The sequence below is a fragment of the Bradyrhizobium sp. WSM1253 genome, from assembly GCF_000244935.1.
GTDB lineage: Bacteria > Pseudomonadota > Alphaproteobacteria > Rhizobiales > Xanthobacteraceae > Bradyrhizobium > Bradyrhizobium canariense.
The window spans coordinates 1,748,508-1,775,006 of sequence record NZ_JH600073.1; the positions used below are offsets into that span (position 1 = coordinate 1,748,508).

The 26,499-nt window shown below is 64.7% G+C and carries 21 protein-coding genes and 1 pseudogene; 4 read left to right on the plus strand and 18 right to left on the minus strand.

Going from position 1 to position 26,499, the window contains the following annotated elements; genetic code table 11:
- Positions 1-190: 190 nt before the first annotated feature.
- From BRA1253DRAFT_RS10035 to BRA1253DRAFT_RS10045, 3 genes are all read right to left on the minus strand, one after another.
- Positions 191-682, minus strand: a complete 492-nt coding sequence (locus BRA1253DRAFT_RS10035; RefSeq protein WP_007593634.1) for a septal ring lytic transglycosylase RlpA family protein — start codon at positions 680-682, stop codon at positions 191-193.
- A 235-nt stretch (positions 683-917) separates the two neighbouring features.
- A complete protein-coding gene (locus BRA1253DRAFT_RS41320; protein WP_245285892.1) occupies positions 918-1,292 on the minus strand; it encodes a LysR substrate-binding domain-containing protein in 375 nt (124 codons plus the stop codon).
- Positions 1,286-1,834, minus strand: coding sequence for a LysR family transcriptional regulator (locus BRA1253DRAFT_RS10045; RefSeq protein ID WP_051058410.1), 549 nt, complete (start codon positions 1,832-1,834; stop codon positions 1,286-1,288). Before BRA1253DRAFT_RS10045 ends, BRA1253DRAFT_RS41320 begins: the two co-directional genes overlap by 7 nt.
- A gap of 106 nt (positions 1,835-1,940) precedes the next feature.
- Between BRA1253DRAFT_RS10045 and BRA1253DRAFT_RS10050 the strand changes: the two genes are divergently transcribed.
- Positions 1,941-3,383: an MFS transporter gene (locus BRA1253DRAFT_RS10050; RefSeq protein WP_007593635.1), complete on the plus strand. Its 1,443-nt coding sequence runs from the start codon at positions 1,941-1,943 to the stop codon at positions 3,381-3,383.
- A gap of 123 nt (positions 3,384-3,506) precedes the next feature.
- On the opposite strand, the gene BRA1253DRAFT_RS10055 is transcribed toward BRA1253DRAFT_RS10050, so the two are convergent.
- The 15 genes and pseudogenes from BRA1253DRAFT_RS10055 to hpaR form a co-directional block, all read right to left on the minus strand.
- On the minus strand, positions 3,507-4,739 hold the full coding sequence (locus BRA1253DRAFT_RS10055) for an acyl-CoA dehydrogenase family protein (RefSeq protein ID WP_007593638.1): 1,233 nt from the start codon (positions 4,737-4,739) through the stop codon (positions 3,507-3,509).
- Positions 4,740-4,926: 187 nt separating this feature from the next.
- Positions 4,927-6,135 (minus strand): ABC transporter substrate-binding protein, encoded by a 1,209-nt coding sequence (locus BRA1253DRAFT_RS10060; RefSeq protein WP_007593639.1) that lies wholly within the window; start codon positions 6,133-6,135, stop codon positions 4,927-4,929.
- 112 nt (positions 6,136-6,247) lie between these two features.
- Entirely contained in the window at positions 6,248-6,823 is a 576-nt protein-coding gene (locus BRA1253DRAFT_RS10065; RefSeq protein ID WP_007593641.1) for an HdeD family acid-resistance protein, read from the minus strand.
- Positions 6,824-6,950: 127 nt separating this feature from the next.
- Complete coding sequence (locus BRA1253DRAFT_RS10070; protein WP_007593643.1) at positions 6,951-8,474, minus strand: FAD-dependent oxidoreductase; 1,524 nt, start codon at positions 8,472-8,474, stop codon at positions 6,951-6,953.
- 27 nt (positions 8,475-8,501) lie between these two features.
- Positions 8,502-9,128, minus strand: a complete 627-nt coding sequence (folE, locus tag BRA1253DRAFT_RS10075; protein WP_007593645.1) for a GTP cyclohydrolase I FolE — start codon at positions 9,126-9,128, stop codon at positions 8,502-8,504.
- A gap of 138 nt (positions 9,129-9,266) precedes the next feature.
- The gene (locus tag BRA1253DRAFT_RS10080) at positions 9,267-10,157 is read right to left on the minus strand and encodes an alpha/beta fold hydrolase (RefSeq protein WP_007593647.1); all 891 of its coding nucleotides are present in this window, start codon (positions 10,155-10,157) and stop codon (positions 9,267-9,269) included.
- A 123-nt stretch (positions 10,158-10,280) separates the two neighbouring features.
- Positions 10,281-11,108 (minus strand): HD domain-containing protein, encoded by an 828-nt coding sequence (locus BRA1253DRAFT_RS10085; RefSeq protein WP_007593648.1) that lies wholly within the window; start codon positions 11,106-11,108, stop codon positions 10,281-10,283.
- A gap of 216 nt (positions 11,109-11,324) precedes the next feature.
- A complete protein-coding gene (locus BRA1253DRAFT_RS10090; protein WP_007593649.1) occupies positions 11,325-12,203 on the minus strand; it encodes a transglutaminase family protein in 879 nt (292 codons plus the stop codon).
- Positions 12,200-14,725: a circularly permuted type 2 ATP-grasp protein gene (locus BRA1253DRAFT_RS10095; protein ID WP_007593651.1), complete on the minus strand. Its 2,526-nt coding sequence runs from the start codon at positions 14,723-14,725 to the stop codon at positions 12,200-12,202. The genes BRA1253DRAFT_RS10090 and BRA1253DRAFT_RS10095 overlap by 4 nt, the downstream gene beginning before the upstream one ends.
- 27 nt (positions 14,726-14,752) lie before the next feature.
- Entirely contained in the window at positions 14,753-18,022 is a 3,270-nt protein-coding gene (locus BRA1253DRAFT_RS10100; RefSeq protein WP_007593652.1) for a DUF2126 domain-containing protein, read from the minus strand.
- 287 nt (positions 18,023-18,309) lie between these two features.
- On the minus strand, positions 18,310-19,614 hold the full coding sequence (locus BRA1253DRAFT_RS10105) for a methyl-accepting chemotaxis protein (RefSeq protein ID WP_007593653.1): 1,305 nt from the start codon (positions 19,612-19,614) through the stop codon (positions 18,310-18,312).
- Positions 19,592-20,113 (minus strand): annotated as a pseudogene (locus BRA1253DRAFT_RS10110) (PAS domain-containing protein). The gene BRA1253DRAFT_RS10105 and the pseudogene BRA1253DRAFT_RS10110 overlap by 23 nt, the downstream one beginning before the upstream one ends.
- 186 nt (positions 20,114-20,299) lie before the next feature.
- A complete protein-coding gene (locus BRA1253DRAFT_RS10115) occupies positions 20,300-21,823 on the minus strand; it encodes a UxaA family hydrolase (RefSeq protein WP_007593654.1) in 1,524 nt (507 codons plus the stop codon).
- 170 nt (positions 21,824-21,993) lie between these two features.
- Positions 21,994-22,770: an HpcH/HpaI aldolase/citrate lyase family protein gene (locus tag BRA1253DRAFT_RS10120; protein ID WP_007593655.1), complete on the minus strand. Its 777-nt coding sequence runs from the start codon at positions 22,768-22,770 to the stop codon at positions 21,994-21,996.
- Positions 22,771-23,010: 240 nt separating this feature from the next.
- Positions 23,011-23,529: a homoprotocatechuate degradation operon regulator HpaR gene (hpaR, locus tag BRA1253DRAFT_RS10125; RefSeq protein WP_007593660.1), complete on the minus strand. Its 519-nt coding sequence runs from the start codon at positions 23,527-23,529 to the stop codon at positions 23,011-23,013.
- 110 nt (positions 23,530-23,639) lie between these two features.
- Here hpaR and hpaH point away from each other — a divergent pair, with 110 nt between their 5' ends.
- From hpaH to hpaE, 3 genes are read left to right on the plus strand one after another with little or no spacing between them, the layout of a single operon-like run.
- Positions 23,640-24,446 (plus strand): 2-oxo-hept-4-ene-1,7-dioate hydratase, encoded by an 807-nt coding sequence (gene hpaH, locus BRA1253DRAFT_RS10130; RefSeq protein ID WP_007593661.1) that lies wholly within the window; start codon positions 23,640-23,642, stop codon positions 24,444-24,446.
- A 31-nt stretch (positions 24,447-24,477) separates the two neighbouring features.
- Entirely contained in the window at positions 24,478-24,876 is a 399-nt protein-coding gene (locus BRA1253DRAFT_RS10135; RefSeq protein ID WP_007593662.1) for a 5-carboxymethyl-2-hydroxymuconate Delta-isomerase, read from the plus strand.
- Positions 24,869-26,407: a 5-carboxymethyl-2-hydroxymuconate semialdehyde dehydrogenase gene (gene hpaE, locus BRA1253DRAFT_RS10140; RefSeq protein WP_007593663.1), complete on the plus strand. Its 1,539-nt coding sequence runs from the start codon at positions 24,869-24,871 to the stop codon at positions 26,405-26,407. The genes BRA1253DRAFT_RS10135 and hpaE overlap by 8 nt, the downstream gene beginning before the upstream one ends.
- The last annotated feature ends 92 nt before the right edge of the window (positions 26,408-26,499 follow it).

Below are 26,499 nucleotides of genomic sequence, written 5' to 3' on the forward strand. Positions count from 1 at the left end.
GCGAAGGCGCGCCGCCCGAGACCTTGGTCGTCCTGCCGAGGGAATGTACGCGCGAATTTTTCCCGCCAACGAAGCGTCGTGTCTCCACGCGTCAGGCACGCTTCCCGCCGATCGAGACAAACGCGATGAAGCCATCGAGGCGCTCGACTGTTCTGGACGGGCGTGTTGCTCGACGTTCTGATGCGACGGTTCAGCCAACCGGTCCGGGTGTCCAATCGCCGCCGGCAAGCGGCCGGACTTTTACGTCAGGAATGACCCCGCGCTCCAGGCTCGGATCGAAATGGCGCATCGTCCGCTCATTGAAGTCGATGATGCGGCCCGGCCTTAGCGGTCCCACGTCATTTATCCTGACGATGACCTTCTTGCCGACGGCCTCGACGAGGGCATATTTCGGCTTCGCGCCAAATTGGACCCCACCGAATTTCTTACGCAAGCTCGTCTTGATGGCGGCCGACCAGACCGAGGGATCATAGCGCTCGCCGGAAGCCGTCTTCGGGCCGCCCTCCTCTTTGCCGGGCTTGAACGGATTGTACATGGATGCCGCGCCAACGATCGCTTCCCCGGAAGCGGCATTGTCGGCGGCGCTTGAGTGAACCCCACCAGCTTCACATCGCGCAATAGAAACGGAAACGGCAAGCGCAACCACGGCGCCGCAAATTGCGGCGCTCGATCGAAACACCATTATATCTCCTGTGATTTTCGATTGTTCGGTTCCGATGCCGCAAATCGTTTTGCGGGTCGAGCCAACCCCTGGCTCCGGAACCGTTTGTAGGAACCCCAACGGTTCCAGCACGGCGTTTTAGTTGTCGCCGTCTAAGACAGACATTGCGTCAACAGCATGACGACGAGAGCCCCGACGAATAGCTGCGAACTGACAGTGCCGGCCCCTAACAAATCGGCAGAGGGCCGGCAAAGGACTATGCAGCCGAAATATTCCTCACGGTCGTCTCGGCCTGCTCGGCGAGCCAATTCACGAATAACTCGACGCTGCGATCGCCGATCAAATCGGCTGGCCACTGGGCAACCTGAATTTTCGTGCACTCGACTGCGGGGTAATCGGCGAGTGCGGACACGAGGCGTCCAGACGAAACCGCATCTGCCACAAGAAGTGAGCGCCCAAGTGTCACCCCGGCTCCTTCGGCCGCAGCCGACATGCACATTCCCATGTCGTCCAGCGTCAAGCTGCCAGCGGCAGCGCCCGATTTCGGCAATCCCAGGCGTCTAAACCAGGAGGGCCAACCCCAGTCGCCGGTCGCGTTGTCGCCTTTGTGGATGAGCGGCAGGGTCAGCAAGCCGTCGGCCGCCGGGGCAACAGGTGCGGCGCACAGACGGGAAAAATCCGCTCCCAAAACAGCGGCAATTGAGTAGACGTCCGCCGTGCGTCTTCGCCGGCGTTCCAGACAATTCGCACGTCGAGCGGCCGCTTTGAACTGTCACCCGTCTCCAGTGGTTTGAGATCAACGTTGATCGACGGATATCGCGCCGTAAAATCTGGCAGGCGGCGGACGAGCCACCATGTTGCCAACGCCGAGCCGGCGCCCACGCGCAACGTCGTTCGGTTCGAGCGCCGCCGCACCTGAGCATCCAGCGCACCAAGCGCGTCGAGTGCTGCGGCAAGCTCTTGCCTAAGCTGCGCGCCGGCAGGTGTTATCCCGACCCCTGGATTCTGCCGCTGCAACAATGCAACCCCGAAATGGTCCTCCAGTTTTCGGATCTGATGGCTGACCGCACTCTGCGTGACGCCCAACTCCGCCGCGGCGCGCGTGAACGAGCCATGGCGGGTGACCGCGTCGAACGCGACAAGGGGCGCGAAGGGTGGCAAGCGGCGTGGCATCTCGATCTCCTCACGCCATGATACCGATTCATGAGGTTTTGAGGAACCATCATTCGACCAAAGCCCGTTGCCCGGCCATCCATGCTCCATGGAGGCCGAAACAACCATGCTCGACAAACCTCAGCACGACGATGATGAAATGCCGAGCGCCAGTTGGCTTGCCGATGACGGCCATCGCGGCAATCGCATGTCCCTGGAAACGGCGACGCTGCTTGCAGCGTGCTTGAGCGGCTCTCTGTTTCAAGTCGACCTGACGGCTCTAGCGGCTGCCTTACCCGATGTTGGCCACGATCTCGGTGCCGCTTCCGCACGAGCGGCCTGGGTCATCGACGTCTACAGCCTTGCCTTGATCTTCTGTTTGCCGATTGCAGGTAGCCTTGCCGACAGATACGGACGCGTTCAAATGTTCACCTGGGGTGCAGGGCTGTTTGGCCTGGCCTCTCTGCTGTGTGCGTGCGCCAACACGCTCGACGTTTTGCTGACATTCCGCACATTGCAAGGTATCGCCGGTGCCTGCATCACCAGCACCTCGTCTGCCCTCCTTGCTGGTGCTTACGAGGGGCCCCGACGTGCGCGGGCGTTTGGACTTTGGGGCACGATCGTCGGTGCCTCGATGGTCGCTGGCCCGCCGCTCGGATCGCTCCTGGCTGATACGATCGGGTGGCGCTGGATTTTCTGGATCAACTTGCCGCTTTGCGCCGTTTTGGTCTTCCTGGTGCTGTACAGAATTGGCAATGAGCTCGACCAGCAGCGTTCGAGCGCCAAGGTGGATTGGCTCGGTGCTGGCCTTCTTGCGACAATTTCGGCGGCGTTGGCGTTTATGTTGCTGGAAGCAGCTGCGCTTGGTGGCGTCGCCTCGGCGACGTTCCTGACGGGACTCGCCGCTTCGGGGATTGCGCTCCTCCTTTTCGTTTGGGTGGAACGCCGACATCCCAACCCGGCGTTCGATCTCAAGCTGTTCGGATCTCGGCAGTTCGTCGCGATGTGCCTCGTCCCGATGGCGGGATCGACCGGCTTCTGGTCGCTTCTCGTCTACGTGCCGCAATTGGCGCGCGGTCCGTTGGGTCTCAGTCCGTTTGAGGCGGGCTGGCTCCTGGTCGCGCTCACATTGCCGATGATGGTGTTGCCGCGCTATGGAGCGGTTTTGACGACCCGCATCCCATCACGCTCGTTCTTCTGTGGTGGTCTCGCGCTTATCGGGGTGGCTGACCTGGCCCTTGGTGCAATCTCCGGCGGAAACGTGGGGCCGGACACGCTGGTAGTGACAGTCATTGCGTTGCTCGTCAGCGGGTCAGGCTGTGCCGTGATCAACGCGCAGATCACTGCCGCCGCCGTGTCGGCGGTTCCAAGCGATCGTGCGGCGACCGCATCTGCCATCTGCGTGACGATGCGCCAAATCGGTTTCAGCTTCGGGATCGCACTTTTGGGCGCGGCCCTGCAGTTCAGTTCGAATGGCGACTATCTCGCCCCGTTTATCGTTGCAGGCGCATCGACCCTTGCTCTGACAGCCATCGTCTATTGGCTTATGGATGAGAAACCGGCTGCATAGCGGCGGGTGATCGACGGCAGTTCAGGAGCAAAAATCAAAGTGTCGGCGTTGCCGCAATCTGCTTCACCCCCATGAGCGGGCATCCGCCGTCTATGACTGCACGCCCTGGCTAAGAGCAACCACCTACCCCTCCATCACCCCGCCCCGCTTGATCAGCTCCTTCCCCACCGCAGCCAGATGCACCTGATCCGGCCCGTCGCCGATGCGGATGAAGCGGGCGTAGACATAGGCGCGGGCGAGGAACGTGTCCTGCGAGACGCCGGCGGCGCCGTGGATCTGGATGGCGCGGTCGATAACGCGGGCGGCCATGCTGGGCACCACGATCTTGGCGGCCGCAATCAGGTCGCGCGCCATCTTGTTGCCCTCGCGGTCCATCCTGTCGGCGGCTTGCAGCGTCAAGAGCCGCGCCTGCGCGATCTCGCAGAATGAATGTGCGATGTCCTCGCGCACCGAGCCCTGCTCTGCGAGCGGCTTGCCGAACGCCGTGCGGGAGACCGCGCGCTGGCACATCAATTCGAGCGCACGCTGGGCGCAGCCGATCAGCCGCATACAATGATGGATACGGCCGGGGCCGAGCCGGCCTTGCGCGATCTCGAAGCCGCGGCCCTCGCCGAGCAGGATGTTCTCTGCGGGCACGCGAACGTTCTCGTAGACGATCTCGGGATGGCCGACCGGCGCGTCGTCATAGCCGTAGGTCAGCATGTCGCGCACGATGCGCACGCCGGGCGTCGCTTTCGGCACCAGGATCATGGATTGCTGACGGTGGCGGTCGGGATCGTCAGGCGCGGTCTTGCCCATCACGATCAGGATCTCGCAATCCTCGTTCATCGCGCCGGAGGTGAACCATTTGCGGCCGTTGATGACGTAGTCGCCGCCGTCGCGCCTGATCTCGCACTGGATGTTGGTGGCATCGCTGGAGGCGACCTGCGGCTCCGTCATCGAGAAGCCGGAGCGGATGCGCCCCTCCAAAAGCGGCTTCAGCCAGCGCTCCTGCTGTGCCGGCGTGCCGTAATTGGCCAGCACCTCCATGTTGCCGACATCGGGCGCCGAGCAATTGAAGACCTCGGGCGCCCAAAGGATGCGGCCCATGATCTCCTTCACGGGCGCATATTCGAGATTGGTCAAGCCAGTGTTGTTAAGGTCTTGGCCGTGCTCGCCGGAGAGGAACAGGTTCCAGAGCCCCTGCTCGCGCGCCAGCCGCTTCAGGTCCTGAAGGACCTGCGGCGTCTTGTAGCGTGTCGCTTCCGGCTTCACCTGCTCGTAATAGAGCTCCTCGACCGGCTCGACATGCGTCCGCATGAACCGGCGGACGCGCTCTTGCAATTCCATCGAGCGGGCGGAGTGTTGAAAATCCATTCTTGATCCTCCCGTTCGCCGACCTTCGCGCCAGTATCGTAGGGTGGGCAAAGCGAAGCGTGCCCACCGCTTCTCTCGAAGCATTGATAGGTGGTGGGCACGGCGCAAGTGCGCCTTTGCCCACCCTACGATTCCGAACTCGCGGAGAGAGCTCCCTCAACCCGTTCGTCGACCTCGCGCAGTCCCCTCACGTGCCGCGCAATAGCTCGCTCGCGACGATCCAGTCATTGCCGTTGAACTGGAGCATATAGCCGTCCTTGATCGGGCGGAAATCCTGCGGCGTGGTGTTGAGCGTGATGCCGGGCATCAGCAGCGACAGCGGCACGTTCTTCAAATTGGCCGCCTGCGCCATGATGTTCTCGCGCGTCAGATTGTCCTTGCACTGCTTCAGCAAGACCACCAATGCCTCGGCAACGGTGTAGCCGTAGAGACCCGCGACGTTGTTGACGTCGGCATTGGGCAGGCGCTTCTTCATGAAGTCGATATAGGTCGTCATCGCCGGATCGTCCTTCGGCACCTCGACGAACGGCTTGAGCGAGCCGAGCGAGAGCACGCCCTTGCCGGCATCGAGGCCGGCCGGAACCATCACGGTGGCCTTGTTGGCGCAGCCCGAGGCGAGGAAGCGCGTCGCCTGCCAGCCGACCTCATGCGCTTTCCGGATCGCCTGGGCGCAGGCACGCGGCGTCACCGAATAGATCATGAACACGTCGGCCTTGGTGTTGGCGAGCGTCAGCACCTGGGAATCGACGGTGGGGTCGGCGACCTCGAAGCTCGACGCCATCGCGATCGCCTTGTCGGCGTCGGCACCAAGCGCTTCCTTGACGCCGCGCAGATATTCCTTGCCGGCATCGTCATTCTGATAGAGCACCGCGAAGCGCGCGTTCGGGTTCTTGGCACGGGCATAGGCGACGTCGATGGCGGCCTCGCTGGTGTAGTTCGGTGCCCATGGCAGCGCCATCGACCAGGGCATGTTGGCGGGGTCGTTCCACTTCGAGGCCGAGCTGATCAGAAACAGCTGCGGCACCTTGTTGCTGTTGAGATATTTCGCGATCGCCGAGCTCGGCGCGGTGCCCATGGTCGCGAAGATGAAGGCGACGCCGTCGCCTTCGACCAGCCGCCGCGCCGCTTCCATGGTCTTCGGCGGCGAGAAGGCGTCGTCGAGCGACAGGAGATTGAGCTTGCGGCCGTTGATCCCGCCCTTCTCGTTGACCTCGTCGAAATAGGCCGAGATCACCCTGCCGGTGATGCCGAGCGGCGATGCGGGGCCGCTATAGGGCATGGTGTTGCCGATCTTGATCTCGGTGTCGCTGATGCCGGGACCGTAAGATTTCTGCGCGGAGACAGGCGTGGACAAGCAGGCAGCCAAGGCTGCAGCCAGGACCAAAGCGGCTTTCATGGTTTCTCCCCGGTGATGATCGCCGCGCTGGTCGGAAGGCGCGGCGTGCTGCTTTTTGCCAGCACGCCAGATCAGCGGAGTTCCGTGAGAGGGTCTTGCGTCGAGTTGCTGATCAGTGGCGCCGCTTCAGGCTGAAGCCCAGGCTCACCCACCCCGCGCCCGCCATGATCAGGTCGATGCCGAGAAACAGGCCGAGGATGTAGACGCTGTTCACCGGCCAACGTGCCAGGATCAACAGCCCCAGCAGCAGCGTGATGGCGCCCGAGAGCGCCACCCAGACCCATGGACTTTCACGCTTCATGCTGAAGGCGAGAAAGAGCCGGACGGCGCCGGAGGCGAGCAGCGATGCGCCCAGGAACAGAGTCAGCAACACTGCAGCAAACAGCGGGTTCTCGAAGGTGAGAAAGCCCGCGATAACATAGAGTACGCCGAGCAAGGCCCAGATCACAAACTTGCCCCAGCTTTTCATCTGGAACGCGCCGATGATTTCGGCCGCGCCCGCGACGATCATCATGGCGCCAACCACGATGACGCTCGCCACCGTCGCCATTACCACGCTGCCAAGTGCGACGAAGCCGGCGACGAGGTAGACGACTCCCAAGGCTACGATCCAGCCCCATTTGGCATGCAGGGCCGAGATCCCGGAGCCCAGGCCGGAAGGATGGGAGGTATCCGAGGCACTTGTCATGACGGTGACTCCTGCATGGAAGCCCGCGAGCACAGGCCAGTATAGCGCGCGCCGCACCGGGACAACAGCCAGCACAGCAGCCCTCGCGGCCAGCAACATTGACGCAAATCAAGACCGGATGCGCGCCTCAGCCGCGTGTTCGCTCCATCTCCAGCTCGGCCTTGAGATTGTCGAGATCCCTATAAATTGAAGCAACCGCGAGGACGCGGCCGCCCTTGCGATACTTCAGCAGGCAGTCCTTGCCGGAAATGCTGCCGTCGATCGCGATGTCGTCGAAGCTCTCGGCATGGCCGACATAGTTGATCGGTACGTCATAGTGCTGAGACCAGAAGAACGGCACGGCTTCGAAGCGCTCGCGCTTGCCGAGCATGTTGCGTGCCGCGGTCTGGCCCTGCCGCTCCGCCACGACCCAGTGCTCGACGCGGATGGTTTGCCGCGAATGCGGATCGGGCCAGCGCGCGATGTCGCCGGCCGCGAAGATACCGGCTATGCTGGTCTCCAGATATCCGCTGACGCTGACGCCCCGGTCGGCCGCAAGTCCCGCTTGCTCGGCGAGCGCGAGGCGCGGCTTGACGCCGATGCCGACCACGACCAGGTCGGCCTCGATCACGCCGCCGCTATTCAACGTGGCGCGCGTGCCGTCCAGCTTCTCCACCGTGTCCTCGAGATGGAAGTTGACGCCGTTCTCCTCATGCAGCGCGCGCACGAAGTCGCCCATCTCGGGACCGAGCACCTTCTGCATCGGCCGTTCGTCCGGCGCGACCACGTGCACCTCGATCTTGCGTGCCCGCAAGGAGGCCGCAACTTCGAGGCCGATGAAGCTGGCGCCGATTACCAGCGCGCGCTTGGCGCTGGCGGCCGCCTTGATGATGGCGCGGCTGTCGGCGACGGAGCGCACCGTGTAGACATGAGGCTGGTCGGCACCCGGAATCTGCAATCTGACCGGCTCGGCGCCGGTCGCGAGCAGCAGCCGATCGAACGGCAGCCTGTCGCCGTTGCCCAGCGTCACGCTGCGCGTCTTCGCCTCGATCGCGGCGACATTCGTGTTGAGCCTGAGATCGATGCCGGCGTCCCGATAGTAGTCCTCGCCCCGCAGCGGCAGCCAATCCTCCGGCGCGTTGCCCGCGAGGTAATCCTTGGAGAGATTGGGCCGGTCCACCGGCATCGCGCTGTCATTGCTAAGCATGGTGATGGCGCCGGCAAAGCCCTCGCGACGGAGCGTCTCCGCCGCCGCGAAACCCGCCGCGCCGCCGCCGATGATAACGAATTTTTCCGGCGTTGGCGCTGTCCGATGAGGCGCCGGAGGCTTCGGCATCTCGCGCTTGCGCTCAACGATGATCTTGTCCTGATCGCGCGAGACCTCCCACACCGCCAGCGCATTCAGCGCCGGCGGACGGGTCGCCTCGCCTGACCGCAAGGAGAAGCAGGCGTGGTGCCAGGGACAGCGGATGGTGTCGCCAACCACCAGTCCTTCGGCGAGCGGGCCGTGATAGTGGCTGCAGGCCGGCTCGATCGCAAAGATCTCGCTGCCGGCCTGCACCAACAGAACGTCTTCCTCGCCGACATGGCCGAGCAATTTGCCGCCCTTGAACGCGGCGAGCGTCACGCCCCTGCTCAGGTCGGGCCCGCTTGGCTTCTTGTCCTCAGTCATGGCGTTGCCTCCTTGGGTCGCCGCGGATCAATCGTCCGAATTGGCCAGCCCCAGCAGCTCCTGGCGTGTCAACGCATTGTCGCGGAACACGCCGAGCATGCGGCTGGTGACGAGATCGGTCCCGGGCTTGTGCGCGCCGCGCGTGGTCATGCAGTGATGCGTTGCCTTGATGATGACCCCGACGCCTTCGGGCCTCAGCACATCGTTGATGGTGTTGGCGATCTGTGCGGTCATCTTCTCCTGGATCTGAAGCCGCTTGGCGTAGATGTCGACGAGACGCGCGAGCTTGGAGATGCCGACGACGCGCCCTTGCGGGATATATGCGACCCAGGCGCGGCCGACGATCGGTGCCATGTGGTGCTCGCAATGGCTTTCGAAGCGAACACCGCGCAGAACGATCATCTCGTCATAGCCTTCGATCTCCTCAAACGTCTTTTGCAGGATTTCGGTCGGATCCTGCGCATAGCCGGAGAAATACTCCTCGAAGGCGCGGGCGACCCGGCCCGGCGTATCGCGCAGACCGTCGCGCGCGGGATCATCGCCGGCCCAGCGGATCATGGTCCGGATCGCCTGCTCGACCTCCGCCCTCTCAGGCCGCTCGCTCGGCGCCTGCGCGACCGCGACACGTTCCAGCCTGCGCGTTTGCGTCTTCATCGAAAACCTCCCCTGCAACGAACCGCATACAGAAAGCGGCCCCACAGCTTGGACGGCTGCGATTGGAAAAGGTTCCCGGGATCAGGAAAAATCGGAAGCTGCGAGAGCGGCAAGACAGTGGGGACGAGAAACCCGGCTCTATGAGGCCGCTTTCCGCACATCGAGCACGGCCTGCGCCCATTCGGCCGGCCGCTCCTGCGGCAAATTGTGGCCGGCCCTTGCAAAGACGCGCCGCTCGAAAAAGCCCTCGAATTTGCCTGCATGGTGCGCCGTGCCGGAATTGACGCCGTCGCTGTCGCCATCGATCGCGATGGTCGGCACCCGGACCGGCGGCTGGGCGGCGAGCTTCGCCTCGATCGCGGCATAGGCGGGATCGCCCGCGACCAGCGCGTAACGATGTCGATAGGAGTGGATCACGACATCGACGAAATCAGGATTGTCGAACGACATTGCGCTGGTCTCGAACGTCGCATCGTCGAACGCCCATGTCGGCGACCACATCGACCAGAGCTGGCGCGCAAAACCGCGCCGGTTGCGCTCCAGCGCGCGGCGGCCGCGCTCGTTGTGGAAGAGATATTGATACCAGAGCGCCGCCTCCTCCGGTGGCGAAGCCGGCTCCATCGAACGCGCGATGTTCTGGATGTTGTAGGAATTGCCCGAGACGAGCGCGATCACGCGCTCCGGATGCAGCACCGAGACCACGCAGGCCGCGCGCCCGCCCCAGTCGTAACCGCCGACCACCGCGCGCGAGATTCCAAGCGCATCCATGAAGGCCAGCAGATCGGCGCCAAGCGCCGCCTGCTCGCCGGAGCGCAACGTCGCAGCGGAGCGGAATCGCGTCGGCCCGTAGCCGCGGAGCCAGGGCACCAGCACCCGCGCGCCCGCTTGCGCGATGATCGGCGCGGTCTCGGCATAGGCGTTCACGTCGTAGGGAAAGCCGTGACCCATGATGCAGGGCCAGCCGTCCGGCGCGCCGTATTCACGATAGGCAATGTCGAGGATATCGGTGGCGATTGTTTTTTGTTGCATGATCGACTGACCGATTTGCGATGTCGTAGCCCGCATGCAGCGAAGCGGAATGCGGGGCGGTGCGTCCGCAGCGACAGGTTTCCCGGATTGCGCTTCGCTCCATCCGGGCTACGAGAGTCCGCCCTACTTCTGCGGCCCGGACAACGTGATGTCGCGTTCGGCGCGGAACACGTTGCTGTAGAGGTTGGCGATCCACTGCCGACCGATCTCGGTCTTGTTGAGGTAGCCGATCTCGGTCTGAATGTGCGGTGCGACGCTATTCCAATAGAACTGCGGATAGCGGTTCACGATATCGGCCGGCGAATCGTAACCGAGCTGGCGGTTCATGCCGACTTCTTCGAATTCGTAATAGAGCGCGTTGGCCTTGCGCAGATAGTTGGGGTCGCCGAGTTGCCCGATGAAATCGGCAGCGCGCAGGATCGAGGCGTCGTCGTCGTATTCCTGCCCTTCGCGGGCCGGGAAGCGGGTTCCCTCGATGGCGCGGGCGACGCGCTCGCTGTCCACGCCCCGAACTTGCGGCAGCCGCCGCCGTACAAAAAGCTTCGAGCGATCGACGTGATACATCATCAGGCTGGCATCCGAAGCGCCACGCGGCAGCGCCACCTTGGTGCCGGAATCATCGATGATGAAACCGTCTTCATCATCCTCCGGAAACAGACCGCGGACATAGCCGATGTCGTGCGCAAGGCATGCGATCAGAACGTTGATGTAGTCCTCAGCCGCAAGATGCGTGTGGAGATTACGTCCCATCAGGATCGCCTGAGCGGCCAGCGTCACCAACATCGTGTGCTCGATGTTGTGATAGAGTGCGTCGCTGTTGCCGATGCATTCCATCGCCGTCCGAGTCGAGCCTTCCAGCACTCTGGCGTAGGACTCGTCGTACCGACGACGCATGAACGATCCCAGCAACTTCTCCAGGGTCTCCGCCGCCAGTTTCGGTAACGTGATCATGGATGCAGCCCCGCTTGTCGGTGGTGTTCCACGCCAACTCCCGACGTCTCATTCATGTCCTCGACGCAAAGGCCAGCTTAGCCCAACTTGGGCCGACTGGCCAAACCCGGGAACGAAAATACGGAAATATGTTGCGGTTGTGCCCCGCGATATCGCGATTGCGGTGCCGGCCCGACACACCCGGGCTGGGCGTCGCGGGCACGGCAGGACCCGTAATCATTCCACCAGAAGCACGTCGACGGCGACGTCGAGCTTCTGCTTCGGCGAGCCGACGATGATGCCGTCGACCGGCGAAACGTCGGAAAAGTCGCGGCCGACCGCGAGCACGATATGATCGCCAGCAACCATAAGATCGTTGGTCGGATCGAAATCGACCCAGCCAAGCTCCTCCCCGCACCACAGCGACACCCAGGCATGGGTAGCGTCGGCGCCCTGCAGGCGCGGCTGGCCCGCCGGCGGAATGGTGCGCAGATATCCGCTGACATAGGCCGCGGGCAGGCCCAGCCCGCGCAAGCCCGCAATCATCACATGGGCAAAATCCTGACAGACGCCATGGCGCTTGACGAAGACCTCGTCAAGCGGCGTCGAGATCACCGTCGCTTTGGGGTCGTAGCGAAATTCGGTGCGGATGCGATGCATCAGATCGACCGCCCCGGCGAGGATGGCTGCGCCGGGCGCGAAGCTTTCCGCCGCATAGGCGCTGACCGGTCCCAGCACCGGGACCAGCGGGCTCGCAAAGACATAGCCGACCGGCGATGACGGCCCGAGGCTCGTCGCCTCGAAGGCGATGTCGCGAATGTTCTCCCAGGTCGGGCTGGCAGCGGCGCGCGCCGGCGGCTGGCGCGACACCTTGACGCGAGAGCGGGAATCGATACGCAAAGTGCGATGCGCGGCCTCGATCACGACGCTCTCGGTCAGGGTGCCGAAGAAATCGCGCCGGACGCTACGCTCCGCGGGGCGCGGACGAATCTCGACCTTATGCGAGATCAGCTCCTGGCCATGGCCGCTCCCCGGCTCCAACCGCAGCGTGCAGCGGGCGAAGCTGACCGGACTCTCGTATTCGTAGGTGGTGACGTGGCGGATATCGTAGATCACGCCAGCCCCGTCAGTTTTTCCGGGCGGCTGGCATTGGGGCCGTGCGGGAAATAGTGCTGCCCGACTGCCTCGGCGAGGCTGAGCAGATCCTGCTCCAGGGCGAACAGCGTCTTGACCTCGAGCTTCTCGGCCTCCGCGGTCGCGAGCATCGCCTGCATCGCGACCGCAAGCCGCTGCGGCTTCTCGATCAGGCCATGCTCCTTCAGGCTCGGCAGTGCGGCGATGTGCTCGTTCAGCGCCGTCACCTGGAACGCCACCGAACGCGGATTGTAGCTGTCGAGCACGGCGAGGTCCCGCACCGGCGCCAGGATCGGCGCCAGCAGATAGCGCGAGCGGTAGGTGATCTGGCAATCCACCAGCGTGAGCAGGATATCGAGATCCTCGTCGCCGGCTTCGTCATAGGCAAACTGCCGGGCAAAACGCGTGGTGTTGATGGCGCGCTCGGTGCGGCGGCCGATATCGAGGAAGCGCCAGCCGGCGGCGCGGTTCATGTTCTCATGCGCAAGGCCGGCAAAGCTCGCGAGCTCCTGCAGGGTCAGCTCGGCCGCGCTCAGCACGCTGTCGTCGTCCTCGACCTCAAAGGCCAGCCGCTCGGTCATCTCGGTGATGACCTGCCAGGCATCGGGCGACAGCCGCTCGCGCAAGGAGGTCGCCGTGCGCTGGGCCGCGCGGACCAGCGACAGTGCCGAGCCGAAACGCTCCGGGCTCTGCAGCGCCTCGGCGACGATGCGGCCGGGCGCCGCGCGCGAGGTCTGCGAGATCGCGCCCCAGGTCACCAGCAGGCGCTGGATACGCTCGGCCGATTGCAGCGACGCCGCGGTGCCCTTGTTGGGCCCGCTCGGCGAGCCCAGCGCCCGCACCAGCCGCAGCGTCGCCTCGGCGCGTTCGAGATAGCGGCCGAGCCAGAACAGATTGTCGGCGGCGCGACTCGGCAGCACGCCGGCGATACGGCGGATGCGCACCTTGTCGACCGCAGGCAGCAGCGTCGCGGTCGAGACCTGCTTGTCCGAGACCACCCAGACGTCGGCGGAACGCGCGCCGTCGCCCATCGACACCGCGCGCGCATCCGGCTGCTCGGCGATCCGGCAGAAGCCGCCGGGCATGATGGCCCAGCCGTCGGGAGTTGCGGCCGCGAACACGCGCAGCACGAAGGGGCGCGGGGTGATCTGCCCCTGCTCCCACACCGGCATGGTCGAGAGCCGCACCACCTCCTGGCCGACATAGTCCATGCCGCGCGCGCTGATTGCGTCGATCAGGCGCTGGCGTTCGGCCGCATCGAGCTCGCTCGCGAGCACGGGGCCATTGCTGTCGAAGCCGGGAACGCCGCGGCGATAGGCCCCCTCGATCGCGACCCGGTCGAGCCGCGACAACACCTCGTCGCGCGCCGAGCGCTGGCCGCACCACCAGGTCGCGATGTGCGGCATCTTCAGCTCCTCACCGAGCAGGCGGCGGCTGAGCGCCGGCAGGAAGCCGAGCATCGCGCGCGCCTCCAGGACGCCCGAGCCCGGCATGTTGGCGACGACGACGCCGTCCTTGCGCAGCACGTCGATCAGGCCGGGCACGCCGAGCCGCGAGGAGGCATCGAGTTCGAGCGGATCGAGCGAATTGGAATCGACGCGGCGCAGCAGCACGTCGAGGCGCTTGAGGCCCGCAACCGTGCGGATGTGGATATGGTTGTCGCTGACGGCGAGATCGTCGCCCTCGACCAGCAGGAAGCCGAGATAGCGCGCCAGCGTCGCGTGCTCGAAATAGGTCTCGCTGAAACTGCCCGGCGTCAGCACGCCGATCCGCGGCTCGTCGCGGTCGGCGCGCGCCCGAAGACTGTCGCGAAAGGCCTCGAAGAACGGCGCGACGCGCGGCACGTTCATCGACTTGTAGAGATCCGAGAAGGCGCGCGAGAGCACCAGGCGGTTCTCCAGCGCATAGCCCGCGCCCGACGGCGCCTGCGTGCGGTCGCCGAGCACCCACCAGCGGCCGTCGGGCCCGCGGCCGACATCGGCGGCATAGAGCGAGAGATAGCGCCCGCCCGGCGGCGGCACGCCGCAGACGGGGCGGAGATATTCGGGGCTCCCGGCGATCGCGGCCGCCGGCAGCGCGCCTTCGGCGACGAGGCGGCCCTCGCCATAGATGTCGCGCAGCACGAGCTCGAGCAGCTCGGCGCGCTGGGTGATGCCGTCGGACAGCTGCTTCCAGTCGGCCTCGTCGATCAGCAGCGGCAGATGGCTGATCGACCAGGGCCGGTCGGCGCTCTCGCCGGGCGCGCGATAGGTGACGCCGGCCTCGCGGAGATGACGGTCGGCCATGCCGAACCGCCGCTCGACCTCGTCGGGCGCGAGCCCGCCGAAGGCATCGAAGAAGCGGCTCCAGACGGCGCGGGGCTTGCCGTCCGGGCCGAGAAACTCGTCGGGGATGCCGGGAAGGCGCTTATAGTCGCGGACCCATTGCGCAAAACGGCGCTGGCCTTCACGTTGACCTTGCGCCTTACCCGCCTTGTCGTCCTCTTCGGCTGCGCCCTCGGCCATGCGCCTCTCCCTGCCCCCGCATCATACTCATTGCAGGAGCGGGGACCGCAAGTCGAGGGTCAGCGGAAACTCATTTGTGCGTTCCTCGGGCGGCGGCTGCATCGGGCCCGGCGTATGGCCGTGGTCCTGGAAGCGCGCCAGCCGCCGCGCCTCGGCCTCGTAGGTGTTGACCGGCTTGGTGTCGTAGCTGCGGCCGCCGGGATGGGCGACGTGATAGACGCAGCCGCCGAGCGAGCGGCCGTTCCAGGTGTCAATGAGGTCGAACGTCAGTGGCGCGTGAACGGGAATGGTGGGGTGCAGGCCGGAGGCCGGCTGCCAGGCCTTGAAGCGGACGCCGGCCACGGCTTCGCCGGAGCGGCCGGTGGCGGTCATCGGCAGGCGACGGCCGTTGCAGGTGACGATATGGCGGCCCTCGACGAAGCCTTCCGCCTTGACCTGAAGCCGCTCGACCGATGAGTCGACATAGCGCACGGTGCCGCCGGCCGAGCCCTCCTCGCCGAGCACGTGCCAGGGCTCCAGCGCCTGCCGCAGCTCCAGCGTCACGCCGCCATGATGGATGCGGCCGAAGGCGGGGAAGCGGAATTCGAGCTGGGCCAGATACCATTCGGGCTCGAACGGATAGCCGGACTGCTTCAACTCGGTCAGCACTTCGAGGAAATCTTCCCAGATGAAGTGCGGCAGCATGAAGCGGTCGTGCAGCGCGGTGCCCCAGCGCACGAACTTGCCTTGTTGCGGCTCGCGCCAGAATTTTGCGATCAGCGCGCGGATCAGCAGCTGCTGCGCCAGCGACATGCGCGGATCCGGCGGCATTTCGAGCGCGCGGAATTCGACCAGGCCGAGGCGGCCGGTCGTGCCGTCCGGTGAATAGAGCTTGTCGATGCAGATCTCGGCGCGATGGGTGTTGCCGGTGATGTCGACAAGGAGATGCCGGAACAAGCGATCCACCAGCCACAGCGGCGCCTGAGTGCCCGGCGGCGGCACGTGCGTGAGCGCCACCTCGAGCTCGTAAATGCTGTCGTGGCGGGCTTCGTCGATGCGCGGTGCCTGGCTGGTCGGGCCGATGAACAGGCCGGAGAAGAAATAGGACAGCGACGGATGACGCTGCCAGTGCAGCACCAGGCTCTTCAACAGATCAGGCCGGCGCAGGAACGGCGAGTCCTGCGGGCTCGAGCCGCCGACCACGACGTGATTGCCGCCGCCGGTGCCGGTGTGGCGGCCGTCGACCAGGAAGCGATTGGCGCCGAGGCGCGTCTTGCCGGCATCTTCATAGAGCCCGGCGGTGATGTCGACCGCCTCGCGCCAGTTTTTTGCCGGCTGGACGTTGACCTCGATCACGCCGGGATCGGGCGTCACCTTGATGACGTCGACGCGCGGATCGAATGGCGGCGGATAACCCTCGACGTGGACCTGGAGCTGCATCTCCTCGGCCGTGGCTTCGAGCGCCGCGATCATCTCGAGATAATCCTCGATCTGCTCGACCGGCGGCATGAAGGCACAGAGCACGCCATCGCGAACCTCGACCGACATCGCGGTGCGGACCGGGACGGAGGTGTTGAGCTCTTCCGGCTCAAGCCGCTCCGGCGAGTCGGGACGCGCCGGAAGGCTGAACACCGGCAGCTTGCCGCGGGCCTCCATCGGGTCCCGCTCGACGATGTAGGGATATTGATCGGGCGGGACATAGCCGAGCGAGTCCAGCGGCAGGCGCAGGCCGAGCGGCGAATCGCCCGGCATCAGGAACAGATGACTGCGCCGGAGCTGCCAGCGCTCGCTGCGCCAGCGTGGTGCCGCGTTCCAGCGCTGCACCGGCAGCACGAAGCCGCGAGGATTGTTGAGCCCCTGCTCGAACACCCGCGCCATCCGCGCGCGGGCCTCCGGATCGGACAATTTGGAATCGGAGGGATCGACGTTGACGGGAAGCTCGGATTCCTTCTGCAGCCAGTACGCGGTGTCCTCATAGGCCGGCATGATGTAACCGGGATCGAGGCCAAGCCGTAACGCCGCGCCTTCCACGAACGCCTGGACGTCCTTGGCCTGTGCCGGCCGCGGATTTTCAATGCTGGCAATGAGGTCGGCATTCTTCCAGATCGGCACGCCGTCCTTGCGCCAGTACAGGCCGAACGCCCAACGCGGCAGGCTTTCGCCGGGATACCATTTGCCCTGCCCGAAGTGCAGCAGGCCCCCGGGTCCGAAACGCGCGCGCAGGCGGCGGATCAGATCGTCGGCGAGCCCGCGCTTGGTCGGACCGACGGCATCCGTGTTCCACTCGGCGCCTTCGAGATCATCGACGGAGACGAAGGTCGGCTCGCCGCCCATGGTCAGACGCACGTCCTGCGCCGCAAGATCGCCGTCGACCTGCTCGCCGAGATCGTTGAGCCGTATCCAGGATTCGTCCGAGAACGGTTTTGTGATGCGCGGCGCCTCGCGAATGCGCTTGACGCTCATGTCGAAGGCGAATTCGACCTCGGCAAAGCCGGCCCCGCCGGAGATCGGCGCGGCCGAGCGGTAGTGCGGCGTCGCCGCGACCGGGATGTGGCCCTCGCCCGCGAGCATGCCCGAGGTCGCGTCGAAGCCGATCCAGCCGGCGCCCGGCAGGTAGACCTCGGCCCAGGCGTGGAGATCGGTGAAATCGTTCTCGACCTCCGGCGGCCCCTCGATCGGATCGATGTCGGGACGGACCTGGATCAGATAGCCGGAGACGAAACGGGCGGCGAGACCGAGATGACGGAAGGTCTGGATCAGAAGCCAGGCGGAGTCACGGCATGAGCCGGCCGCGGAGGAGAGCGTCTCCTCCGGCGTCTGCACGCCCGCCTCCATGCGGATGACGTAGCCGATCTTTTTCTGCAGCTCCCTGTTCAGGTCGACCAGGAAGTTGACGGTGTTCGGGGCTTCGGGCGGGATCGTGTCGAGATATTTCGCGAACAGCCGATCGGGCTTGACGGTCTCGAGATAAGGCGCGAGTTCGGTCTTGAGATCTTGCGTATATTCGAACGGAAAGCTGTCGGCATAGGGCTCGACGAAGAAGTCGAACGGATTGACCGTGGTCATCTGCGCCGTGAAATCGACCTCGATCTTGAGCTCGGTCGTCTTCTCCGGGAAGACATAACGCGCGATCCAATTGCCCAGCGGATCCTGCTGCCAGTTCACGAAATGATTGGCCGGCGTGACCTTGAGCGAATAACTCAGGATCGGCGTGCGCGTATGCGGCGCCGGCCGCAGACGGATGGTCTGCGGGCCGAGATCGATCGGGCGGTCGTATTTGTAGTGCGTGACGTGGTGTAATGCGACGTAGATCGACACGGGGTGCGGTACTCCAGCAGCTTTTTTGAGCAGAACACCGCTGGTGACCTCGATCAAGCACTAACAACGGGCAAAGGGTGCCTACGCAAGGTGCGGGCGGTCGCTTTCTTCCTTCTCCCCTTGTGGGAGAAGGTGGCGCGAAGCGCCGGATGAGGGGTACGTCTCCGCGAATTCCGGCGTGAGAGGTGCGCGCGGAGAGAGACCCCTCGCCCGTCTCGCTGCTGAGCGGCGAGCCACCCTCTCCCACAAGGGGAGAGGGTTAGCAGAGTGCATCTGCATCGAAGGCCCTACGCCGCTGACGTCAGCCGTTGCAGGAATTGCGTCACCTCGCGCCGGAGCGTCTCGACCTCGCCATGGACGCGTTCGGAGGCGCTGTTGACGCGGCTCGCCACACGGCCCGTGTCGGCGGCGGCTTCGCTGATGCCGGTGACGTTGGAGGACATTTGCGAGGTACCGGCCGAGGCTTCCTGGACGTTGCGGGCGATCTCACGGGTGGCGAGACCCTGCTGCTCGATCGAGGTCGCGATCGAGGCGGTGATGCCGTTGATCTCGGTGATGGTCTGCGCGATCGCCTCGACGGCGGCGACCGAATTGGTGGTCGATTGCTGCATCTCGCCGACCTTGGCGCTGATCTCCTCGGTCGCCTTCGCGGTCTGGTTGGCGAGGCTCTTGACCTCGGATGCGACCACGGCGAAGCCGCGGCCGGCCTCGCCTGCCCGCGCGGCCTCGATGGTGGCGTTGAGCGCCAAGAGATTGGTCTGCTCGGCGATCTCGCTGATCAGCTTGACCACGTCGCCAATCCGCATCGCTGCATCCGCAAGCATGCGAATCTCGCTGCCGGCACGATTGGCTTCGTTCACCGCCCGCCCCGTGCTCGTGGTCGAACCGGCCACCTGCCGGCTGATCTCGGCGATCGATGATGCGAGCTGCTCTGCGGCGCTGGCGACGGTGGCGACGTTGCGCGAGGCCTGGTCGGACGCACTGAGCACGCCGGACGTCTGTCGGCTGGTCTTCTCGGCCGCCGCCGCCATCTGGCCGGCGTCGGATTCGAGATCGGTTGCCGCGCCCATCAGAGTGCCGGCGACCTGGTCGAGATGGGTGCCGAACTGCTTTGCGAGGTCCGCGATCTCGACCACGCGACGGCCGAGGCTGTCGGTGCCGGAATTGATGACGGTGGCTGAACGGCGGAACGAGCCGGGTAATCCGTGCGCGAGGATCTTGCGGAAATATTTACCGCGGCTTGCATAGTCCATCGACGCAGAAGCTTCCCGCAAATAGGCATCGGTGATGTCGAGCATGTCGTTGACCGACTTCTGAATGGCGCCGATCCGTCCGGCCTGGCGGATGCTGAGGATGCGCGCCTCGAGGTCGCCACCTGCGGCCTTGCGGCACACGCCTGCCACCTCGTCGACGGCCACCGCCGTGCGGTGCTGGCACCAGACGGCATAGACGAGCAGCACGACCGTGACGCCAAGCAACGCCGCGCCGGAAACTCCGGTCGTACCGGCGAGCGAGAGCACGAACGCGACGACGGCAAGAACGGATGCGAGCGCGGTCGCTCCCTGCGCCTTAGAGAGAGAGCACAAATTCATCGTAACCGACACCCTGTTGCTTGAGCAGCCCGACCATCGCCTCGAAGCTCGCATGCATGCCGTCCTTGGCATTGGCATGCCGCGCCTCTTCCGCGCACAGCGCCTTGTAGATCGGCTTGATACGCTCGATCTGCGCGGGATCGGGTCTGCGACGGTTGGAGTGATAGCCGACGATATCGCCACGCTCATCGAATGTCGGCGTGACGTGGGCGAACACCCAGTAATGGCTGCCGTCCTTCGCGAGGTTGACGACGTAGGCGAAGATCTCCTGCCTGGACTGGAGCGTGTCCCACAGCAGCTTGAAGACGGAGCGTGGCATCTCGCGGTGGCGGATCAGGCTGTGGGGGGCGCCCATCAGCTCCTTTCAGGAGTACTGCGCCATACGGATGAAGACATCGTTGGCGTAGGTGATGCGGCCCTTGAGGTCGGTCTTCGACACGATCAGCTCCTCCTCTCCGAGGAGATTTTCCACGCCGGTCGGCCGTATCGCACGCGTCATCGTTGACGAATCCTCACGAAGGGCGAACGCTCCAAATGAGTGGAGCTCGCATCCTCCCAGGGATTACGGCAGAAGATGTTAATCAGGTGTGACCGCGGGAACCCCCGTGATCACTTGACGGCTCCGTATCATTACTTAGGAGCATCGCTTGTAGTGTCGGGCTACCGCCGGCGCGCAACAACGAGGTTACATCGTCGCGCCCAGCACCCATGGCGCGAACTCGGCGCCGCCGAAATCAAAACTCTCGCTCTTGGTCGGCTGTCCGGACGCGGTCTTGAGGATGAGATCGAAAATGCGCTGGCCGCACTGCTGGACGCTCTCCTCGCCTTCGAGGATGGTGCCGCAATTGACGTCCATGTCCTCTTCCATGCGCTTATACATGGGCGTGTTGGTGGCGAGCTTGATCGAGGGCGCCGGCTTGCAGCCGAACACGCTGCCGCGGCCCGTGGTGAAGCAGACGAGGTTGGCGCCGCCGGCGACCTGTCCGGTCGCGGCAACGGGATCGTAGCCGGGCGTGTCCATGAACACGAAACCCTTCTTGGTGATGGGTTCGGCGTAGCGCAGCACTTCGACGAGATTGGTGGTGCCGGCCTTCGCCATCGCGCCGAGCGACTTCTCCAAAATGGTGGTGAGACCGCCGGCCTTGTTGCCCGGGCTTGGATTGGCGTTCATCTCGGCGCCTTCGCGCGTCGTGTATTCGTCCCACCAGCGCATGAGATCGACCAGCTTCTCGCCGACCTCGCGGCTGACGGCGCGGCGCGTCAGCAGATGCTCGGCACCATAGGTCTCCGGCGTCTCCGACAGGATCACGGTGCCGCCGTGACGCACGATGAGATCGCTGGCCGCGCCCAGCGCCGGATTGGCGGAGACACCGGAATAGCCATCCGATCCGCCGCATTGCAGCGCCACGGTCAATTCGCGCACCGGTACGGATTCGCGCTTGACCTTGTTGGACTCCGCGAGCGCCTCGCGCACGAACGCGATGCCCGCCTCCACCGTCTTGCGGGTGCCGCCGACCTCCTGGATGTCCATCGCGCGCAGACGGCCGGCGAGCTTCTGCTCTTCCATCAGGCCGCCGATCTGGTTCACCTCGCAGCCGAGGCCGAGCACGATGACGTGGGAGAAGTTCACGTGCCGCGCATAGCCGCCGAGCGTACGGCGGAGCAGCGCTAGCGGCTCGTTCTGCGTCATGCCGCAGCCGGTCTTGTGGGTCAGCGCGACCACGCCGTCGACATTCGGGAAGTCGGCCAGCGGATTGTCGCCGGTGAACGGATTTTTCTTGAACACGTCGGCGACGAGGCTTGCGACATGCGCGCTGCAATTCACCGATGTGAGGATGCCGATATAGTTGCGCGTGGCGACGCGGCCGTCCGGACGGCGGATGCCTTCGAAGCTCGCCGGCAGATCGAAATTCGGCGTCGGCTTGACGTCGGCGCAATAGGCATAGTCCTTGGCAAAATCGCCCATGCCGCAATTCTGCACGTGCACGTGCTGGCCCGGCGCGATCGGCACCGTCGCAAACCCGATGATCTGGCCATACCGTATCACCGGCTCGCCGACTGCGATCGGCTTGATCGCGACCTTGTGGCCGGAAGGAATGCGCTCGACCGTGGTCACGCCGTCGGCCACCGATGTTCCCGGCGGCAGGCTTGCGCGCGCGATCAGCACGCCATCATCGGGATGCAGGCGAATGACGGGGCTGATGGTCATGGGATGTCTCCTGTATCGAAACTATCATGCCCCGGACGCAGCGCAGCCTGAAACGGTGCGCTGCTGAGCCGGGGCCCCAGTTGTTTACGTAATGTGCTTCACTGGCTTCTGGGTCCCGGCTCTGCGGAGCGGCGCTACGCGCCGCACCGCGTCCGGGACACAGAGAGAGATCAGGCCTTGCCGCCGGAATCCTTCCGGGTGGCGTTGACCTGCATCTTGGCGTAGGTCGTCATCAGACCGACCTCGTTCGACAGCGTCACCAGCTTGAAGCCCATGTTGATGGCGCGCGCGGCACCTTCGGCGCCGCTGCAATGGATGCCGGGGTTGAGGCCGCGCTTGCCGCACTCCTTGACGATCTTCTCGTAGATCGCGAGGATTTCGGGCTCGGTGCGATCGAGTTTCGGCTCGAGGCCGTAGGAGAAGCCGAGGTCGGACGGGCCGATATAGACGCCGTCGATGCCTTCGACGTCGAAGATCGCTTCCATGTTCTCGACCGCGGTCCTGGTCTCCATCATCGGCAGCAGCACGATGTCGTCGTTGGCCGTCTTCTGGTAGGAGCCCGCGGTGCCGTACATGCCGGCGCGAATCGGTCCGTTGGAGCGCACGCCCTTCGGCGGGTACTTGGAATAGGACACGAGGTTCCTGGCTTCCTGCGGCGTGTTGACCATCGGGCAGATCACGCCATAGGCGCCGCCATCGAGCACCTTGCCGATGATGCCGGGCTCGTTCCAGGGCACGCGGACCATCGGCGTGATCGGGTGCTTGTCCATCGCCTGGAAGCACTGCACCATCGACAGATAATCCTGCACGCCGTGCTGCATGTCGACGGTGACGCTGTCGAAGCCGCATTGCGCGATCATCTCGGCCGAGAAGCCGGAGGGAATCGCGAGCCACGCGTTGACCACGGCCTTGCCCGACTTCCAGATTTCCTTGACCTTGTTCGCCACGTTGCCTTCCTTCTTTGTTTTGGACCTTCGTCACCATGACGAGCGCCGCGACAGCACGATGCCGTTATTAGCGCGATCCCGACCGCCGCGCTACGCTCGCGATGGCGCAAGGTGTCACTGGCAAAGGCGGCGCAATCCGTTCCGGCGCGCCGATTTTGCAGCGATCGGCTTGAGCGGCACTTGAGCGAAAAAATGCGGCGATGTCCATGATTGTTGCCGCGCGCTCGCGCATATCTGCTTTCACTCCTCGGCACTTGCCTCCTCGCTTGCGCCGAGCCCTGCGAGACTCTGTTCGAGTTCGCCGAGCATCTCCTGCAACTCGACGAGCTTGCGTGCGCCGAAGCGTCGCGTGATCTCCGCATAGATCGCTTCGGAGGACGGCGCCACCGAGGCCATCAGCTTCACGCCTTTTTCCGAGATCGAAACCATGCTGCGGCGCTGGTCCGCCTTCGCGGTCTTGCGCTCGATCAGGCTGCGCGCCTCCAGATCGCGCAGGATGCGCGACAGGCTCGGTCCGAGCAGGAACGCCGTGCGCGCGAGTTCCGTGACCTCGACCGTGTCGATTGCCGCGAGCGCGCGCAGAATGCGCCATTGCTGCTCGGTCAGGCCATGCTCACGCAACGAGGGACGGAATTGCCGCATCACCGCTTCGCGTGCCCGCAGCAACGACATCGGCAGCGAGCGCGAGAAGTCGCGCATCGGCACCTGCCGCACGGCGGGCTCGCTTCCGTTCGCGGGATCAGCCGGTCTCTTCGTCATGACGCCCTTTCAAGCCGCGAAACGTTTGCAGTGCAGCAAGCCAAATTGTGTTTGACGCATTCACTTAACATGTTAAGTATCTTCCGGCACCACGATCTGTAAGATTACACATGGCGCTTTCAAACGACGATATCCGAGCTTGCGCGAACCGTCTGCACCAGGCGGAGAAGTCCCGTACGCAGATCCGGCAGCTCTCGCAGGACTTCCCCGACATCAGCATCGCTGACGCCTACGCGATTCAGAAGGCTTGGGTCGATATCAAGATCGCCGAGAGGCGCATCGTCAGGGGACACAAGATCGGCCTGACCTCGAAGGCGATGCAGAGCGCGCTTGGGATCAACGAGCCGGATTCCGGCGTGTTGCTCGACGACATGTTCTTTGCCGATGGTGGCCTCGTCCCGACGGAGCGCTTCATCGCGACGCGCGTGGAAGCCGAGCTCGCCTTCGTCATGAGCAAGCGCCTCGCGGGCCCCGACTGCACGCTATTCGACGTGCTCAACGCCACCGACTTCGTGGTGCCGGCGCTGGAGATTCTGGACACGCGGATCGAGCGCGTCGATCCTCAGACCAAGGCGACGCGAAAGATCTTCGACACCATCGCCGACAACGCGGCGAACGCCGGCATCGTGCTCGGCGGACGGCCGATCCGCCCGCTGGATGCTGATCTGCGCTGGATCGGCGCGCTCTGTTTCAAGAATGGTCAGCTCGAAGAGACTGGCCTTGCCGCCGGCGTGCTCAATCATCCCGCAACGGCCGTTGCCTGGCTCGCCAACAAGATCGCACCGCTCGGCCTTGCGCTCGAGCCCGGACAAATCGTGCTCGCGGGCTCCTTCATCCGTCCGATCGAGACCCGCAAGGGCGACACAATTCAGGCCGATTATGGCGCCTACGGCTCGGTGAGCTGCTACTTCGCCTGACGAACAAGTAAAGACAGGGAGTGAAACCGCGATGCCGCATTTCACGATCGAATATTCGGCCAATCTCGACGACCGCCTCGACATCGGCGCGGCGTGCGAGGTGGTGCGCAAGGCGGCGGTCGAGACCGGCATCTTCCCGCTCGGGGGCATCCGCGTCCGCGCCGTCAGATGCGAGCATTATGCGATTGCGGACGCGCGGCAGGACTACGGCTTTCTCGACATGGTGCTGCGCATCGGCGAAGGCCGTGACCTCAAGACCCGCAAGGAGGCCGGCGAACAAATCTTCCAGGCGCTCTCCCGCCATCTCGATTCCGTCTTCGCAAGCTCGAAATTCGCGCTCTCGTTCGACATGCAGATCAACGACAAGGACACGAGCTGGAAGCGCAACAACATCCACGACGCCCTGAAAGCGGAGGCCGCCCATGGATAAGACCACGCCGAAAGCCGATGTATTCCAGGCCAACCGCGACCGGGTCGCGCCGCTGCTGAAGTCTCTGCGTGCCGACGGTATCGGCCACATGATCGACGGCAAGATCGTGCCGTCGATCTCGGGCGAGACCTTCGAGACGAAATCGCCGGTCGACGGCGCCACGCTCGCGAGCGTCGCCCGCGGCAATGCCGAGGACGTCGATCGCGCCGCCACCGCTGCCGCCCTCGCCTTCAAATCCTGGCGCGACATGGGCCCAGCGATGCGGAAGAAGCTGCTGCATCGCGTCGCCGACGCCATCGAGGACAATGCCGAGGACATCGCGGTGCTCGAATGCATCGACACCGGCCAGGCCTATCGCTTCATGGCCAAGGCTGCGATCCGCGCCGCCGAGAACTTCCGCTTCTTTGCCGATCGATGCGGCGAGGCGCGCGACGGCAAGAACACGCCGAGCGACGAGCATTGGAACGTCTCGACCCGCGTGCCGATTGGGCCGGTCGGCGTCATCACGCCGTGGAATACGCCGTTCATGCTCTCGACCTGGAAGATCGCGCCTGCCCTCGCGGCGGGATGCACCGTCGTGCACAAGCCGGCGGAGTGGTCGCCGATCACGGCGGCTATTCTCGCGAAGCTCGTCAAGGAAGCCGGCGTGCCCGACGGCGTGCTCAACACCGTCCACGGTTTTGGCGAAGAGGCCGGCAAGGCGCTGACCGAGCATCCTGCCATCAAGGCGATCGGCTTCGTCGGCGAAAGCTCGACGGGATCCGCGATCATGATTCAGGGCGCGCCGACCTTGAAGCGCGTGCATTTCGAGCTCGGCGGCAAGAACCCCGTGATCGTGTTCGACGACGCCGACCTCGACCGCGCGCTCGATGCCGTCGTGTTCATGATCTACTCGCTCAACGGCGAGCGCTGCACGTCGTCGAGCCGCCTGCTGATCCAGGCCGGCATCGCCGAAAAGTTCATCGAGAAGCTGACCGCGCGGGTAAGAGCCCTGAAGGTCGGCCATCCCCTCGATCCCGCCACCGAGATCGGCCCGCTGATTCATGAGCGGCATCTGGCGAAGGTCTGCTCCTATTTCGACGTCGCACGCCAGGACGGCGCGACGATTGCCGTGGGCGGCAAGGCCTATGACGGCCCGGGCGGCGGACATTATGTCGAGCCGACTTTGGTGACCGGCGCACACGGCAAGATGCGCGTGGCGCAGGAAGAGGTGTTCGGCCCCTTCCTCACCGTGCTGCCCTTCAAGGACGAAGCAGACGCGATCGAGATCGCCAACGACATTCGCTACGGCCTGACCGGCTATGTCTGGACCAACGATGTCGGCCGCGCGTTGCGTGTCGCGGATGCGCTGGAGGCCGGCATGATCTGGCTGAACTCGGAAAACGTCCGCCATTTGCCGACGCCGTTCGGCGGCATGAAGGCTTCAGGCATCGGCCGCGACGGCGGCGACTATTCGTTCGACTTCTACATGGAAACCAAGCACGTCTCGCTGGCGCGGGGCACGCACAAGATTCAGAAGCTGGGAATTTAACTGCCATTCCGGGGCGGCTCGAAGAGCCGAACCCGGAATCCATCGCGCAGCAGAGTTAGTGGAAGAATGGATTCCGGGCTCGCGCTCCGCGC